We start from the raw sequence: 14,472 nt of genomic DNA on the forward strand, positions 1-14,472 counted from the left end.
AGATGGGCGGATTCCACGGTGACCGGTACGGCCGACGACGGGGCGGTGGCGACATCGCGCGACGGCGCGATCCTGCGCATCACGCTCGATCGGCCGGCTCGGCGTAATTCGCTGAGCCACACCATGATCGACGAGCTCGTGACCATCTTGACCTCGGCAACCAGCGACGACTCCCTGCGCGCGGTGCACATTCGCGGCGGCGGATCGGACTTCTGCTCCGGTGCGGACCTGTTGGGCGCCAATTCCGCTGGCCGACGCCCACGCAGCGGCGATCTCACCCGACGCATCCCTCACTCCGCGAACCGGGTGGTCGAGCTTGTGCACACCATCCAGTTGCCGGTGGTGTGCACGGTGCGCGGCTGGGCGGTTGGCCTCGGCTGCAACCTCGCTCTGGCGGCCGACTTCGCCGTCGCGGCGGACGATGCGGTGTTCTGGGAGCCGTTCATCGGCCGCGGCTTCAGTCCCGACTCGGGTTCGACCTGGCTACTGCCGCGGCTCGCCGGATTGGCGCGGGCACGACGGATGCTGTTGCTCGGCGAGAAGATCGACGGCACCGAGGCATTCGAGTGGGGGCTGATCCACCGCGCGGTCGCCGAACCGGAAGTGGATGCCGCGAGCGACGAACTCCTCGACCGGCTGGCGTCCGGCCCGACCGTGGCCATCGGGCTGGCCAAGCAGGCAATACAGTACGGCCAGCACGCGACACTGCCGCAGGCCATGAACCAGGAGCTGTACGGCGTGGAGTTGTCCTGCCGCACCGCGGATTTCAAAGAAGGCCTGGCGGCGTTCCGTGACAAGCGCCCGCCGGAATTCCGAGGGCGCTGACGATAGGAATCGCAATTGTCCACCAATTTCGCTGACATCACCTATGAGGTCGACGGGCACAAGGCCACGATCACGCTGAACCGCCCCGACGCGCTCAACGCGCTGAGTCCCCACATGATCACGGAGCTGCGCGCCGCCTACGAGGACGCCGAGAACGACGACGACATCTGGATCGTCATCGTGACGGGCACCGGCAGGGCGTTCTGCACGGGCGCCGACGTCGGCGAGATCCCCGAGGACGGCCGGGTGATCTACGAACGTCCGTATCTGTCGACTTACGACCAGTGGGAGGCGCCGCAGGAGGGCACGCCGCCGTTCCGGCGGATGGCCAAGCCGGTCATCACCGCGGTCAACGGATTGTGTTGCGGCGCAGGGCTGGACTGGATCACCACCGGAGACATCGCGATCGCCTCGGACCGGGCGACGTTCTTCGACCCACACGTGAGCATCGGGCTGGTGGCCGCCCGCGAGATGGTCCGGCTGGCCCGTGTGCTGCCCCGCAACATCGCGCTGAGAATGGCGCTGATGGGCAAACACGAACGGATGAGCGCGCAGCGGGCCTACGAGCTGGGCATGATCAGCGAAGTGGTGGAGCACGAGCGGCTGCTCGATCGCGCACACGAGATCGCCGACATCGTGAACTCGAATGCTCCGCTGGCCGTTCGTGGCACCCGCTTGACCATCCACAAGACACTGGACCTGCCGCTGCACGAGGCCGAGATCCTCGCCGAGACGTTCCGCGAGCGCGTCGTGCGCACCGAGGACGCACTCGAGGGACCGAAAGCCTTCATGGAGAAACGTCCCCCGAACTGGCGGTGCCGATGACGAAGCCGACGACGTTCGCAACGCTTCTGCTCGATGTCGACGCCACCGACCGGGTCGCGACCATCACGCTGAACCGGCCGGATTCACTCAACGCGTTCAATCGAACGATGTGCGAAGAGATGTCGCGGGCGTGGGCCCTGGTCAAGGCCGACGAATCCGTCAACGCGGTGGTGCTTCGCGCTGCCGGGGAGCGGGCGTTCAGCGTAGGGCTCGACATCAAGACGCCGTACGGCCAGCCCGACAACGTCTGGAACCACGAGGATCCCGGCGAGCACCTCAGCCCCAAATGGCAGAAGATGTGGAAGCCGGTGGTGTGCGCGGTGCAGGGCATGTGCACGGCCGGCGCGTTCTACTTCGTCAACGAGGCCGACGTGGTGATCTGCTCGGAGGATGCCACCTTCTTCGACTCTCACGTCAGCGCCGGCCTGGTCTGCGCGCTGGAGCCGATCGGGCTGATGCGCCGGGTCGGTCTGGCCGAGACGTTGCGGATCGCGTTGATGGGCAACGACGAGCGCGTGAGCGCGCGGACCGCGCAGCAGATCGGGTTGGTGACCGAAGTGGTGCCTGGCGACCGGTTGTGGGCGCGCGCGCACGAGATCGCCGCGGCCATCGCCGCCAAACCGCCGTCGGCGACGCAGGGCACGGTGAAGGCGATCTGGGAGTCGCTGGACAAGCCCTACCGCACCGCGATGGAGCAGAATCTGATCTACACCAGGCTGGGAAACCCGTTGGGGCAAGCCGAACTCGCCGCCCAACCAGCGCCCCCTCGACCCGCGCCGAGAATCCGCTGATGAGCGAACACCGGCTCAGCACGCGTATCCGCGACGTCATCGGCATCCGTCCGCAGGCATCGGCGATCGAATACGACGGCGAGTGGATCAGCTGGGGCCAAGTGGGCAGTCTTGCCGGTCAGATCGAGACGGTCGGCGTACGCGGCGGTCCGATCGGGATGCTGTTGCGCAACAGCCCTGCCCACGTCGCGAGCTTCCTCGGCGTGCTACTGGCCGGCGGAACCGTCGTCGTCGTCAACCCGTCGCGCGGTGACGACCGCATCAAGGCCGACATCGAGGAGTTGAAGCTGCCGCTGATGATCGGCGAACGCGATGACCTGGCCCGGTTGGTGCCCGCCGGCACCGGCACCGTGGCGATCTCCTCAGTCACCGAACCGACCGAGAGGCCCGATGCCGTCATATCCTCGCCGGGCCGCTCCGACGTCGCAGTCCGGATGCTCACCAGCGGCACCACCGGGCCACCGAAGCGGGTCGACCTCACCTATGGCATGTTGGCGCACAGCGTGATCGGCGATTCGCCGCCGCCGACCGAACTGCGGCGCGGCGTGGCGATAGTCAATGCGCCGCTGGTCCACATCGGCGGCGTGTTCCGCGTCCTCCAGTGTGTCTGTGAGGGCCGGCCCTTCGCGCTACTCGACCGCTTCGAACTGGACCGCTGGGCCGATGCGGTGCGCCGGCACCGGCCGCGGACGGTGTCCCTGGTGCCCGCGGCGCTACGCACCGTGCTGCATTCGGATCTGACCCGCGACGACCTCGCCAGCATCCGCGCGGTCACATCCGGAACCGCGCCGCTGTCCGCCGAGGACGCCGACGCGTTCACCGAGAAGTACGGCATACCGGTCCTGACGTCATACGCCGCAACCGAATTCGGTGGCGGAGTCGCCGGCTGGACGTTGCCGGATCACCAGCGGTACTGGCAGGCCAAGCGGGGCAGCGTCGGCCGGGCCAGCCAAGGCGCACAACTGCGGGTCGTCGACGAACGCGGAGATCCGCTCGGCCCGGATGAGCCAGGTTTGCTGGAGGTCAAACCCGGGCAGTTGGGGCCGGACGCGAACTGGATGCGCACCACGGACATGGCGCGCATCGATTCCGACGGCTTCCTGTGGATTCTGGGGCGTGCCGACCAGGCGATCATCCGAGGCGGCTTCAAGATCATGCCTGACGACGTGCGCGCCGCGTTGGAGAGCCATCCCGCGGTGCACAGCGCCGCCGTGGTGGGCAGGCCCGATGATCGTCTCGGTGAAACACCGGTGGCGATGGTGGAACTGCGCGAGCCGGTCGATGCCACGATGCTCGAGGAGTTCCTGCGAACACGGCTGGCGCGCTACGAAATTCCGACGGGTATTGCAATCGTCGAGCAGATGCCGCGTACACCGTCGGGCAAGCCCGACCTCAGCGAGGTGCGCCGACACTTCGCCGATTCCGTCGACCATGCGTGAGCACACCGTCGGAGCGGCGCTGAGCGCCCAGACGAGTGCGCGCGGCGATCATCCCTTGCTGATCTGTGACGCGGACCGATTGAGCTACGCCGACGCCGAACGGCGCTCGGCCCGGCTGGCGCGCGGCCTGATCGCGCTCGGCGCAAGCAAGGGCACACACATCGGCGTGCTGTACCCGAACGGCTCGGCGTTCCTTGTCGCGATGCTGGCCGCCGCGCGTATCGGCGCCGTGGTGATCCCCGTCTCGACATTGGCGACCGCGACCGAAATGCAGCAGCAACTCGGCCACGCCGACGTCGAAATCCTCTTGGCCGCTTCGTCTTACCGCTCACACGACTACCGTCGGCGGCTGGCCGGTATACGGCTTCCGCTGCTGCGCCACGTGCTCATCGACTGGGAACCGACGGCGTTGGCCGATGTCGAACTACTGATCGCTCTCGAGGCCGACGTCGAACCCTCTGACGTGTTGGCGATCGTGTACACGTCGGGATCGACCAGCGTGCCGAAGGGCGCGGTGCATACGCACGCCGGTCTGCTCGTCCACCAGGTGGTCCTCAACGAGATCCGCGGATTGACCGCCGACGAGAAGCTGTTCAGCAATTCTCCGTTCTTCTGGATCGGCGGTTTCGCGTTCTCGGTGCTCGCCACGTTGCTGGCCGGTGCAACGATGTTGTGTTCCAACGCCGTCGACGCGGGCGAGACACTCGACCTGCTGGAGGCCGAGAAGCCGACCATGACCAACGGCTTCGTCGCCGGTATCACCCACCTGGCCCGGCATCCGAGCCTGCCGAGCCGCGACCTGTCGTCGATGCGGCGTGGCAACCTGTACCCGATCATGGCCCCCGACGTGCGTCCCGCCGACCCCGAGTTGCGCCACACCATGCTCGGCATGACAGAAGCCGGTAGCGTCATCCTGGCCAGCGCCGACGAATCCGACCAGCCCGAGCATCGCCGCGGGTCCTTTGGCCGGCCGGTGCCCGGATTCGACGTCAAGGTCATCCATCCGGACACGGGTCGACCCCTCGGCGTCGGCGAGGTCGGCGAACTCTGCGCCCGCGGACCGTTCATGATGCAGCGGTACTACAAGCGCAGCCGCGAGGAGTGTTTCGACGCCGACGGGTGGTTTCACACCGGCGACCTCGTCCGCACGGACATCGACGGCTTCTTCTACTTCGTCGGACGGCGCGGCACGATGATCAAGACGGCGGGCGCCAACGTCGCGCCCGCGGAGGTGGAGCGGGCGATCGCGAAGGTCACCGGGGGCACCGTCGCACACGTGGTCGGTCTGCCCGACGCGGAACGCGGCCAGCTCGTCGCCGCCGTCATCGCACTGGAAGACGGTGCAACGTTCGACGAGACAACTTGTCGTGAGCGCCTGAGGAGCGAGTTGTCGGCGTACAAGATTCCCCGGCGGTTCGCCGCCGTGCCGTCCTCCCGCATTCCCGTTCTGTCCAGCGGAAAGGTAAACCTGCCGAAGCTGATCGAGGTGTTCGATGTGTGAGACCGTCGACGCGTTGGTGCGTCTACGCGCCGCCGGGGCCGGCGCAAAGCCGATGGTGATCGATCCTTCGACGCGCATCACCTACTCCGAATTGGATTCGAGTAGCAGGCAATTGGCGGCCGCGTTCGTAGCCGCCGGTGTGGGCAAGGGCAACCGGGTCGGCTTGATCATGCCCAACTGTGCCGAATGGGTGCGGATCGCGGTCGCGCTGACCCGCGTCGGTGCGGTTCTGGTGCCGCTGAGCACGCTGCTGCAAGCCCCGGAACTCGTCGCGCAGCTTCGTATGGCATCGGTGCAGTTCCTCGTGACCGTCGAGGAGTTCCGCGGCCACCGCTACCTCGACGACCTGTCCGCCGAGCGGGGCGAACTTCCTGCGCTGCACGATGTTTGGCCCGCTGACCGGCTCCCGTCAGGCGGCTCGGCACCGGTCGACGAGATGGCCGCCGCCGTCACCGCCAGCGACACGCTGGCGATCATGTTCACCTCGGGCAGCAGCGGCCCGCCCAAGGGCGTTATCCATTCGCACGGAAACGCTTTGGGCGCGGTGCGGTCGGGATTGACGGCGCGGTGCATTAACGCCGACACCCGGCTGTATCTGCCGATGCCGTTCTTCTGGGTCGGCGGATTCGGCAGCGGAATCCTCTCGGCGTTGCTGGCGGGCGCCACACTGGTCACCGAGAAGATCCCACGGCCGGAGACCACGCTGCGCCTCGTCGAACGCGAACGCGTCACGCTGTTTCGCGGCTGGCCCGACCAGGCGGAGGCGCTGGCACGCCAATCCGCCTCTGTCGGAGCAGATCTGTCCTCGCTGCGGCCCGGTAGCCTGCCGGCGCTGCTACCGCCCGAGCAGCGTGGTGAACCGGGCGCACGGGCAAACCTGTTCGGCATGACCGAGTCCTTCGGCCCGTACTGCGGCTATCCGGCCGACACCGACATGCCCAGGTCGGCTTGGGGCAGTTGCGGGAAACCGTTCGACGGCATGGAGGTTCGGATCGTCGACCCCGACAGCGGTGAACCGGTCCCGGCCGGCAAAATCGGCATGATCCAGATCCGGGGCCCGCACGTCATGCGCGGAATCTGCCGACGCAGCAGAGAAGAGGTCTTCACTCCCGACGGTTACTACCCCACCGGCGACCTCGGCCGTCTGGACGACGACGGCTTCCTGTTCTATCACGGCCGATGCGACGACATGTTCAAGGTCAGCGGCGCCACCGTGTACCCCAGCGAGGTCGAACAGGCGCTGCGCACCGTCGACGGCGTGCAGCAGGCGTTCGTCACCGACGTCGGCGGCGCCGTCGGTGCCGTTGTGATCTCCGGGCGTCCCGTCGACGAGTTGCGGGCAGAGGCCCGAAAGCGGTTGAGCGCCTTCAAGGTCCCGACGGTGTGGCATGTCACCAACTCCGACGACGACGTCCCACGCAAGGCGACGGGCAAGGTCGACGTCCGCGCGCTGCGGACGTTACTTGCCGAGCAGTCGTGAAATGCCCTGAAAACGGTGCGTTTGGGGCCAATTTGCGTCTGCTCGGCGCATTTGGGTCAGTTTGCGTTCCCCAACCTGCGGTGTGGGCTCAGCTCGGCGGGTTGAGTGACACGCGAAACTAGGTGACCACGCCGCGCTCGGTGAGGTGCTCGATCAACGGCTGCGCGCCGGCGGCCAGGTGTTCCGACATCTCGGAGCGAGCCAGGTTTTCATCGTGTTGCTTCAGCGCGGCCAGCAGACGCCGGTGATGCTCGTTCGACTTCTCCGGCCAACCGGTTATCACCGGAAACACCGATTCGGGTGCGTACCGGGTGATCTGGGACATCAGCTGCGCGAGCTTCGGTGAATCGGCGGCGACGTTGATCGCGCGGTGGAACTCGTGGTTGAGCCGCACGGCCTGCTCGTCGTCGCCGGCGGCATAGGCCCGTTCCAGGTCTGACTGAATCCGCTCGAGCTCGCGCAACTGCTCGTCGGTGATATTGATCGCGGCCCGCGCGGCGAGTTCACCTCCGATGTGCGCCTGCACATTCGACACGTCGGTGAGATCGCGACCCGTCACCGGCAGCACGACGAACCCGCGGCGCGGCTGCTGCGCGAGCAGACCTTCGGCCTTCAGCTCGAACAGCGCCTCGCGCACCGGCGTGACGCTGATGCCAAGTTCCGCCGCCAGCTGATCGAGTCGGACGTATTCACCGGCAGCATAGGTGCCGTCGAAGATGCGCTTACGCACGAACCGCGCGACATCCTCGGCCAGGTGGGGCCGAAACGCGAAATCGGGGGCTGACACCGTCACACCTGGTAGTCCGCGAGCAGCCGCTTGCTGATGATGTTCTTCTGAATCTCGCTGGTGCCCTCGCCGATCAACAGGAACGGCGCATCGCGCATCAACCGCTCGATCTCGTATTCCTTGGAGTAGCCGTAGCCACCGTGGATGCGAAAGCTCTGCTGGGTGACCTCCGTGCAGAACTCGCTCGCCAGGTACTTCGCCATTCCGGCCGCGACGTCGTTGCGTTCACCGGAGTCCTTCAGCCGCGCGGCATTGACCATCATCAGATGGGCTGCTTCGACTTTGGTTGCCATCTCCGCCAATTGGAACGCGATGGCCTGATGCTCGGCGATCGGCTTGCCGAATGTCTGCCGTTGCTGAGCGTAGCGCACGGCGAGCTCGAAGGCGCGGATACCCACGCCGCAAGCCCGCGCCGACACGTTGACCCGGCCCACTTCGATACCGTCCATCATCTGGAAGAACCCCTGGCCGGGCGCCTCACCGAGAACGTCGTCGCCTCGGGCCACATAGCCGTCGAAGAGCAACTCGGTGGTGTCGATGCCCTTGTAGCCGAGCTTGTCGAGCTTTCCGGGGATCGTCAACCCGGGAACGACTTCCCCGTAACCGACCGGCTTTTCGACGAGGAAAGCGGTCAGGTTTCGATGTGGTTTGTCGGCGCCCTCGTCGGTGCGCACCAGCACCGCGATCAACGTCGACGTGCCGCCGTTGGTCAGCCACATCTTCTGCCCGTCGATGCGGTAGGTGCCGTCGGCGTTGCGGATCGCCCGCGTGCGAATCGCGGCGACATCGGAACCCAGCTCGGGTTCCGACATCGAGAACGCCCCACGGGTCTCCCCGGTCGCCATCCGCGGCAGGTAGCGCTGCTTCTGTGCGTCGGTGCCGTGCTGGCGCAGCATGTAGGCAACGATGAAATGCGTGTTGAGCACCCCGGAGATGCTCATCCAGCCGCGGGCAAGCTCCTCCACACAGAGCGCATAGGTCAGTAGCGATTCGCCGAGCCCGCCGTACTCCTCGGGAATCATCAAGCCGAACAGACCCATCTCTCGCATCTTATCGACGATCGCCTGCGGATAGGTGTCGGTCTTCTCGAACTCCGGCGCGTTCGGGATGATCTCCTTCTCGACGAACTGGCGCACCGTAGCGAGGATCTCGGTCTGCATTTCGGTGAGCCCCACGGTCTGAGCGAGTTTCGTCATGCGCCAACCCTTTCGAACACCGCGGCCAATCCCTGACCCCCACCGGTGCACATGGTTTCCAACCCGTAGCGGGCCCCGCGCCTGGTCAACTCGCGCGCCAGCGTCGCCAGCATTCGCCCGCCCGTCGCGCCGACCGGGTGCCCGAGCGAGATGCCCGAGCCGTGGACGTTGGTGCGGTCCCGGTCGGCCGCGCCGAAGTTCCACTCCCGCATCACAGCGAGCGCCTGTGCGGCGAACGCCTCGTTCAACTCGATCAGGTCCATGTCAGCGAGCCTCAGCCCGGCCTTGGTCAGCGCCACCTCCGTGGCGGGCACCGGTCCGATGCCCATCACGTTCGGGGCCACCCCGGCCGACGCCCACGACACCAGGCGGACCAGCGGGACAAGCCCCAGTTGGTCGGCTTTCTCCGGGGTGGTCACCACGCACATCGACGCGGCGTCGTTTTGGCCGCTCGCATTGCCTGCGGTGACCGTCGCCTCCGGATCATCACGGCCCAGAACGGGTTTCAGCTTCGCCAGCGACTCGGCCGAGGTGTCCGGACGCGGGTGCTCGTCGGTGTCGATCAGCTCCTCCCCCTGACGGGTGCGCACGGCGACCGGCACGATTTCCTCCGCCAGGATGCCGTCCTTCTGGGCGGCCACCGCGCGCTGATGAGACGTCACCGCGAGTTCGTCCTGCTCCTGTCGCGAGATGTCGTACTGACGGCGCAGGTTCTCCGCGGTCTCGAGCATGCCGCCGGGCACCGGATAGTGCCGGCCGCCGGCGGTGGTGCGCCCGCGTGCCAGCGAGTCGTGCAGCATGACGCCGCCGCGTGCCGGGCCCCAGCGGATGTCGGTCGAGTAGAACGTCACATTGCTCATACTCTCCGCGCCACCGGCGACCACAACGTCGTTGTCGCCGACCGCAACCTGCAAGCAGGCCTGGATGACGGCCTGCAGCCCCGAGCCGCACCGCCGGTCGACCTGCATGCCGGGAACAGTCACCGGCAGGCCCGCGTCCAGGGCCACCACCCGCCCGATCGCGGGCGCCTCGCTGCTCGGGTAGCAATGTCCGAGAATGACGTCTTCGACTGCGGCAGGGTCGATTCCGGTCCGGTCGAGCAGACCCTTCAGCGCGGTGACGCCGAGTTCGACAACGGTCAGCGATTTGAACATGCCGCCGTAGCGGCCGATCGGGGTGCGGACCGGCTCGCAGATGACCGCGTCGCGCATCAGATGTGCCTCCCGCCGGTGACCTCGAGAACGGTGCCGGTCATGTACGACGACAAGTCGCTGGCCAGAAACAGCGCGACCTTCGCCACCTCGTCCGGCTCGCCAGCGCGGCCCATCGGCACCTCCGCGAGCTTCTGATCCCAGATGTGTTGCGGCATGGCCTCTGTCATCGCCGACCGGATCAGGCCGGGCTGGATGGCATTGACCCGTACGCCGAGATGGGCCAGTTCCTTGGCGGCCGCTTTCGTCATGCCGACGATGCCCGCCTTGGCCGCCGAGTAGTTGGTCTGCCCGACGAGACCGACCTTGCCCGATATCGACGACATGTTGACGATCGCGCCACGCTTGTTCTCGCGCATGATCGCCGCGGCCGCCTTCAACCCATTCCATGTGCCCTTCAAGTGCACGGCGATGACCTGATCGAACTGCTCCTCGGTCATCTTGCGAAGTGTCGCGTCGCGGGTGATTCCGGCGTTGTTCACCATGATGTCGAGACCACCGAACCGCTCCACCGCCGCGGCGACGAGTGCCGAGACGTCGTCGGCCTTGGTCACATCACTGCGCACCGCCAACGCCACCGCATCTTTGGAGGGACCGCCGAGCCGCTTGGCCGCCTCCTCCGTCGCACCCAAGTCGAGATCGCCCAGCACCACGCGGGCGCCCTCGGCGATGAACCGCTCCGCGATCGCATAGCCGAGGCCCTGCGCACCCCCGGTGACGACGGCCGTCTGTCCCGTCAACAACGACACCTAGCTCACCCTTCTCGTCGCTCGGAGCCCATGAGGGCGCCATCGGTCGAATATCATATTGCTTATATGATCGCGCGGAACCAGGGTCCACCACGCCGTGCGAACAGACGCAAAATGTCCCTTCCGTCGCCACAAAGAGGACACTCTCCGTCTGCTCGCGCCAGAAAAGAGGAGGAAAGGGTCGAATGACGACGCCCGAGGTCAGCGACGAGGACTTCCAGGAGATCCTGGCGCAGACTCGTCATTTCATCCGGACCGCGGTGATCCCGCGGGAACAGGAGATCCTGACCAGCGACCGGGTGCCCGACGACCTGCGCGAGCAGGTCAAGAAGATGGGACTGTTCGGCTACGCGATCCCCCAGGAGTGGGGTGGCCTGGGGCTGAACCTGTCACAGGACGTCGAACTGGCGATGGAACTCGGTTACACGTCACTGGCCCTGCGGTCGATGTTCGGCACCAACAACGGCATTGCCGGCCAGGTCCTCGTCGGGTTCGGCACCGATGAACAGAAAGCGCGCTGGCTCGAGCCGATGGCGACCGGCGATGTCGTCGCGTCGTTCGCGCTGACCGAACCCGGCGCCGGCTCCAACCCGGCCGGTCTGCGCACCAAAGCCGTTCAGCACGAAGCTGATTGGGTGATCACCGGGCAGAAGCGGTTCATCACCAACGCGCCGATGGCCGACCTGTTCGTCGTGTTCGCGCGTACGCGCCCGGCCGATGCGGACGGCGCCGGTATCGCGGTGTTCCTGGTACCCGCCGACAGCGCGGGCGTCCACGTCGGCGTCAAGGACGCGAAGATGGGTCAGGAAGGCGCGTGGACGGCCGACGTCAGCTTCGACGACGTGCGCGTGCCGGTCGAGGCCCTCGTCGGTGGCAGCGAGGACATCGGCTACCGCGCCGCGATGATCTCGTTGGCGCGCGGGCGGGTGCACATCGCCGCACTGGCCGTCGGGGCCGCACAGCGTGCACTCGACGAGTCAGTGGCCTACGCCGCCACCGCGACGCAGGGCGGCATCCCGATCGGCGACTTCCAACTGGTGCAGGCGATGCTCGCCGACCAGCAGACCGGCGTACTCGCCGGCCGCGCACTTGTCCGCGACACCGCCCGCAAGTGGGTCACCGGCGAGGACCGCCGATTGGCCCCGTCGGCGGCGAAGCTGTTCTGCACCGAAATGGTCGGCGAGGTAGCCGATCTCGCCGTCCAGATCCACGGTGGCAGCGGCTACATGCGCGAGGTTCCCGTCGAGCGCATATATCGCGACGTCCGGCTGCTGCGGCTCTACGAGGGCACCAGCGAGATCCAACGGCTGATCATCGGGTCGAACCTCGTCAAGTCCGCGCAGCGGGAGAACACATGACCGCTCAAAGGCTCGCCGGCAGAGTGGCTTTCATCACCGGTGCGGCGCGGGGCCAGGGGCGGGCGCACGCCGTGCGGATGGCCAGTGAGGGCGCCGACGTCATCGCGGTCGACATCGCCGGGAAGCTACCCGCCTGCGTGCCTTACGACCCAGCGACGCCGGAGGACCTCGCCGAGACCGCCCGACTGGTCGAGGCCACCGGGCGCCAAATCCTGACCTCGGTGGTCGACGTCCGCGACGTCGACGGTCTGCGCGACGCGGTCGACGACGGCGTGGCAAGGTTCGGGCGGCTCGACGTCATCGTCGCCAATGCCGGGGTGTCAGCGCCGCAAACCTGGGATGCCATTTCACCGGAAGACTTTCGAGATGTCATGGACATCAACGTGACCGGCACGTGGAACACCGTGATGGCCGGGGCGCAGAAGATCATCGACGGGGGCAGGGGCGGCTCGATCATCCTGATCAGTTCGGCGGCCGGCATCAAGATGCAGCCGTTCATGGTGCACTACACCGCCAGCAAGCATGCCGTCACCGGAATGGCGCGGGCGTTCGCCGCCGAGCTGGGCCGATACTCGGTGCGCGTCAACAGCGTCCACCCGGGAGCGGTCAACACACTGATGGGCAGCGGCGACATGATCGGATCGCTGGGTCGCGCGATCGAGACCTATCCGCAGCTGGCGCAGATGATCACGCCGTTTCTGCCCACCTGGGCGGCCGAGCCGGAAGACATCGCCGACGCGGTCTGCTGGCTGGCCAGCGACGAGTCGAAGAATGTGACGGCTGCGGCGATCTCGATCGATCAGGGCATGACGCAGTACTGACCACTGCTGCCGAAAAGACGCAAAGTGCCCCGTCACCCCGGCAGGAAGAGGCACTTCACGTCTGCTCGCGGGAGACTCGCGGGAAACTCGCGGGAAACTCGCGGGAAATGGGATCAGCGGATGAAGCGGACGATCGACTCCGCGACGGCGGCGGGCTTCTCCGACCCGTCGATCTCCACCGTGGTGGTCATGGTCGACTGCACCGCGCCGTCGAGCTGGTCGATCTTCGTCAGCTCCGCCCTGGCGCGGATCTTGGCCCCGACCTTCACCGGCGTGATGAAGCGAACCTTGTTGTAGCCGTAGTTGATCGCCATCGCGACGTTGCCGACGGTGTACAGCTGGTGCGAGAAGTGCGGCAGCAGTGACAACGTCAGCAGGCCGTGTGCGATCGTCCCGCCGAACGGACCGTTCGCCGCCTTCTCCGGGTCGACGTGGATCCACTGGTGGTCCTCGGTCGCATCGGCGAACAGGTTGACGCGATCCTGGGTGACTTCCAGCCACTCCGTCGGGCCGAGCTGGGTGCCCTCGGCCGCGATGAACTCGTCGAGGTCGCTGAAATTCTTCACTGGTTCTCCTTCGTACCGGGCTAGAAGACCACCGTCTGGTTGCCGTATCGGATGATCCGGTCCTCACAGTGCCACAGCACCGCTCGGGACAGCACGACGCGTTCCACATCCGAGCCCAGGCGCACCAGATCGTCGACGCCGTGCCGATGGTCCACCCGCACCACGTCCTGTTCGATGATCGGTCCCTCGTCGAGATCCTCGGTCACATAGTGCGCCGTCGCGCCGACGAGCTTCACCCCGCGCTCCTTGGCCCGCCGATACGGCGCCGCGCCGATGAAGGCCGGCAGGAAGGAGTGGTGGATGTTGATCAGCGGGCACCCGACTTCTGCGATGAACCGCGGGGTGAGGATCTGCATGTAACGCGCCAGCACCACGAGATCGACATTGCCGCGCAACAGGTCGAGTTGGCGGCTCTCGGCCTCCTCGCGGATGTGCTTGGTCGCGGGCACATGAATGAACGGCACCGAGAACGGCCGGACCTGCTCGGCGAGGTCCGGATGGTTCGCGATCACCATCGCCACCGACATATCGAGTTCGCCGCGGCGGTTGCGCCACAGCAGGTCCAACAGGCAGTGGTCCTCTTTCGAGGCCATGATCGCCACCCGTTTCGGTTTGGCCGCCTCCGTGAGCCGAAAGTCCATCCCGAACGGTTCGGCCACCTGCGCGGTGAAGTCACGTTCGAGATCGTCGCGGACGGCGGTCAGCCCGGGCAGGTGAAAGATGGTGCGCTGCATGAAGGTTCCGCCCGATTGCTCGGTCGCGTGTTGGTCGAGGGACACGATGTTGGCCCCAGCCCCGGCGAGGAACGCGCTCACTGCCGCGACGAGTCCGGGTCGGTCCGCGCAGCGCAGCAGCAGCCGCCCCACATCCTTGACCGATACCGCGCCCGCCCCCGGACTCGGATACTCTCCCGCCACCCGTAA

Annotated in this window: 14 protein-coding genes; 8 read left to right on the forward strand and 6 right to left on the reverse strand. The window is 66.7% G+C overall.

Annotated features, from left to right (window positions below; genetic code table 11):
- The first annotated feature begins 18 nt into the window (after positions 1–18).
- From AU188_RS03385 to AU188_RS03410, 6 genes are read left to right on the forward strand one after another with little or no spacing between them, the layout of a single operon-like run.
- Entirely contained in the window at positions 19–825 is an 807-nt protein-coding gene (locus AU188_RS03385) for an enoyl-CoA hydratase/isomerase family protein (RefSeq protein ID WP_059162322.1), read from the forward strand.
- A gap of 15 nt (positions 826–840) precedes the next feature.
- Positions 841–1,650, forward strand: a complete 810-nt coding sequence (locus AU188_RS03390; protein ID WP_059162323.1) for an enoyl-CoA hydratase/isomerase family protein — start codon at positions 841–843, stop codon at positions 1,648–1,650.
- Entirely contained in the window at positions 1,647–2,441 is a 795-nt protein-coding gene (locus tag AU188_RS03395; RefSeq protein ID WP_059162463.1) for an enoyl-CoA hydratase/isomerase family protein, read from the forward strand. Before AU188_RS03390 ends, AU188_RS03395 begins: the two co-directional genes overlap by 4 nt.
- Complete coding sequence (locus AU188_RS03400; protein ID WP_059162324.1) at positions 2,441–3,880, forward strand: class I adenylate-forming enzyme family protein; 1,440 nt, start codon at positions 2,441–2,443, stop codon at positions 3,878–3,880. Before AU188_RS03395 ends, AU188_RS03400 begins: the two co-directional genes overlap by 1 nt.
- On the forward strand, positions 3,873–5,381 hold the full coding sequence (locus AU188_RS03405; RefSeq protein ID WP_059162325.1) for a class I adenylate-forming enzyme family protein: 1,509 nt from the start codon (positions 3,873–3,875) through the stop codon (positions 5,379–5,381). Before AU188_RS03400 ends, AU188_RS03405 begins: the two co-directional genes overlap by 8 nt.
- Positions 5,374–6,861, forward strand: coding sequence for a class I adenylate-forming enzyme family protein (locus AU188_RS03410; protein WP_059162326.1), 1,488 nt, complete (start codon positions 5,374–5,376; stop codon positions 6,859–6,861). The genes AU188_RS03405 and AU188_RS03410 overlap by 8 nt, the downstream gene beginning before the upstream one ends.
- A 118-nt stretch (positions 6,862–6,979) precedes the next feature.
- On the opposite strand, the gene AU188_RS03415 is transcribed toward AU188_RS03410, so the two are convergent.
- From AU188_RS03415 to fabG, 4 genes are read right to left on the reverse strand one after another with little or no spacing between them, the layout of a single operon-like run.
- Positions 6,980–7,648 (reverse strand): GntR family transcriptional regulator, encoded by a 669-nt coding sequence (locus AU188_RS03415; RefSeq protein ID WP_059162464.1) that lies wholly within the window; start codon positions 7,646–7,648, stop codon positions 6,980–6,982.
- A gap of 2 nt (positions 7,649–7,650) precedes the next feature.
- Positions 7,651–8,844 carry an acyl-CoA dehydrogenase family protein gene (locus tag AU188_RS03420; RefSeq protein ID WP_059162327.1) on the reverse strand — a complete coding sequence of 398 codons (1,194 nt, stop codon included), beginning with the start codon at positions 8,842–8,844 and terminating at the stop codon, positions 7,651–7,653.
- Positions 8,841–10,055: an acetyl-CoA C-acetyltransferase gene (locus AU188_RS03425; RefSeq protein WP_059162328.1), complete on the reverse strand. Its 1,215-nt coding sequence runs from the start codon at positions 10,053–10,055 to the stop codon at positions 8,841–8,843. Before AU188_RS03425 ends, AU188_RS03420 begins: the two co-directional genes overlap by 4 nt.
- Positions 10,055–10,804, reverse strand: a complete 750-nt coding sequence (gene fabG, locus AU188_RS03430) for a 3-oxoacyl-ACP reductase FabG (protein WP_059162329.1) — start codon at positions 10,802–10,804, stop codon at positions 10,055–10,057. The genes AU188_RS03425 and fabG overlap by 1 nt, the downstream gene beginning before the upstream one ends.
- Before the next feature lie 185 nt (positions 10,805–10,989).
- On the opposite strand from fabG, the gene AU188_RS03435 reads away from it, so the two are divergent.
- Together AU188_RS03435 and AU188_RS03440 are read left to right on the forward strand one after the other, a co-directional pair.
- Complete coding sequence (locus AU188_RS03435; RefSeq protein ID WP_059162330.1) at positions 10,990–12,162, forward strand: acyl-CoA dehydrogenase family protein; 1,173 nt, start codon at positions 10,990–10,992, stop codon at positions 12,160–12,162.
- The gene (locus AU188_RS03440; protein ID WP_059162331.1) at positions 12,159–12,983 is read left to right on the forward strand and encodes a mycofactocin-coupled SDR family oxidoreductase; all 825 of its coding nucleotides are present in this window, start codon (positions 12,159–12,161) and stop codon (positions 12,981–12,983) included. Before AU188_RS03435 ends, AU188_RS03440 begins: the two co-directional genes overlap by 4 nt.
- Before the next feature lie 113 nt (positions 12,984–13,096).
- Here the strand turns inward: AU188_RS03440 and AU188_RS03445 are convergent, their stop codons facing one another.
- Both AU188_RS03445 and purU read right to left on the reverse strand, forming a co-directional pair.
- On the reverse strand, positions 13,097–13,549 hold the full coding sequence (locus AU188_RS03445) for a MaoC family dehydratase (protein ID WP_059162332.1): 453 nt from the start codon (positions 13,547–13,549) through the stop codon (positions 13,097–13,099).
- A 20-nt stretch (positions 13,550–13,569) separates the two neighbouring features.
- Entirely contained in the window at positions 13,570–14,466 is an 897-nt protein-coding gene (gene purU / locus AU188_RS03450) for a formyltetrahydrofolate deformylase (protein ID WP_082686466.1), read from the reverse strand.
- Positions 14,467–14,472: the final 6 nt, after the last annotated feature.

It is taken from the genome of Mycobacterium sp. IS-3022 (assembly GCF_001500065.1).
Classification (GTDB): Bacteria; Actinomycetota; Actinomycetes; order Mycobacteriales; family Mycobacteriaceae; genus Mycobacterium.

What these genes read in the sequence shown, in the direction of transcription:
- AU188_RS03395 (WP_059162463.1), top strand. Translation starts at nt 1,647, where the DNA reads ATGACGAAGCCGACGACGTTCGCAACGCTTCTGCTCGATGTCGACGCC.
- AU188_RS03400 (WP_059162324.1), top strand. Translation starts at nt 2,441, where the DNA reads ATGAGCGAACACCGGCTCAGCACGCGTATCCGCGACGTCATCGGCATC.
- AU188_RS03405 (WP_059162325.1), top strand. Translation starts at nt 3,873, where the DNA reads ATGCGTGAGCACACCGTCGGAGCGGCGCTGAGCGCCCAGACGAGTGCG.
- AU188_RS03410 (WP_059162326.1), top strand. Translation starts at nt 5,374, where the DNA reads ATGTGTGAGACCGTCGACGCGTTGGTGCGTCTACGCGCCGCCGGGGCC.
- AU188_RS03420 (WP_059162327.1), bottom strand. Translation starts at nt 8,844, where the DNA reads ATGACGAAACTCGCTCAGACCGTGGGGCTCACCGAAATGCAGACCGAG.
- AU188_RS03425 (WP_059162328.1), bottom strand. Translation starts at nt 10,055, where the DNA reads ATGCGCGACGCGGTCATCTGCGAGCCGGTCCGCACCCCGATCGGCCGC.
- AU188_RS03435 (WP_059162330.1), top strand. Translation starts at nt 10,990, where the DNA reads ATGACGACGCCCGAGGTCAGCGACGAGGACTTCCAGGAGATCCTGGCG.
- AU188_RS03440 (WP_059162331.1), top strand. Translation starts at nt 12,159, where the DNA reads ATGACCGCTCAAAGGCTCGCCGGCAGAGTGGCTTTCATCACCGGTGCG.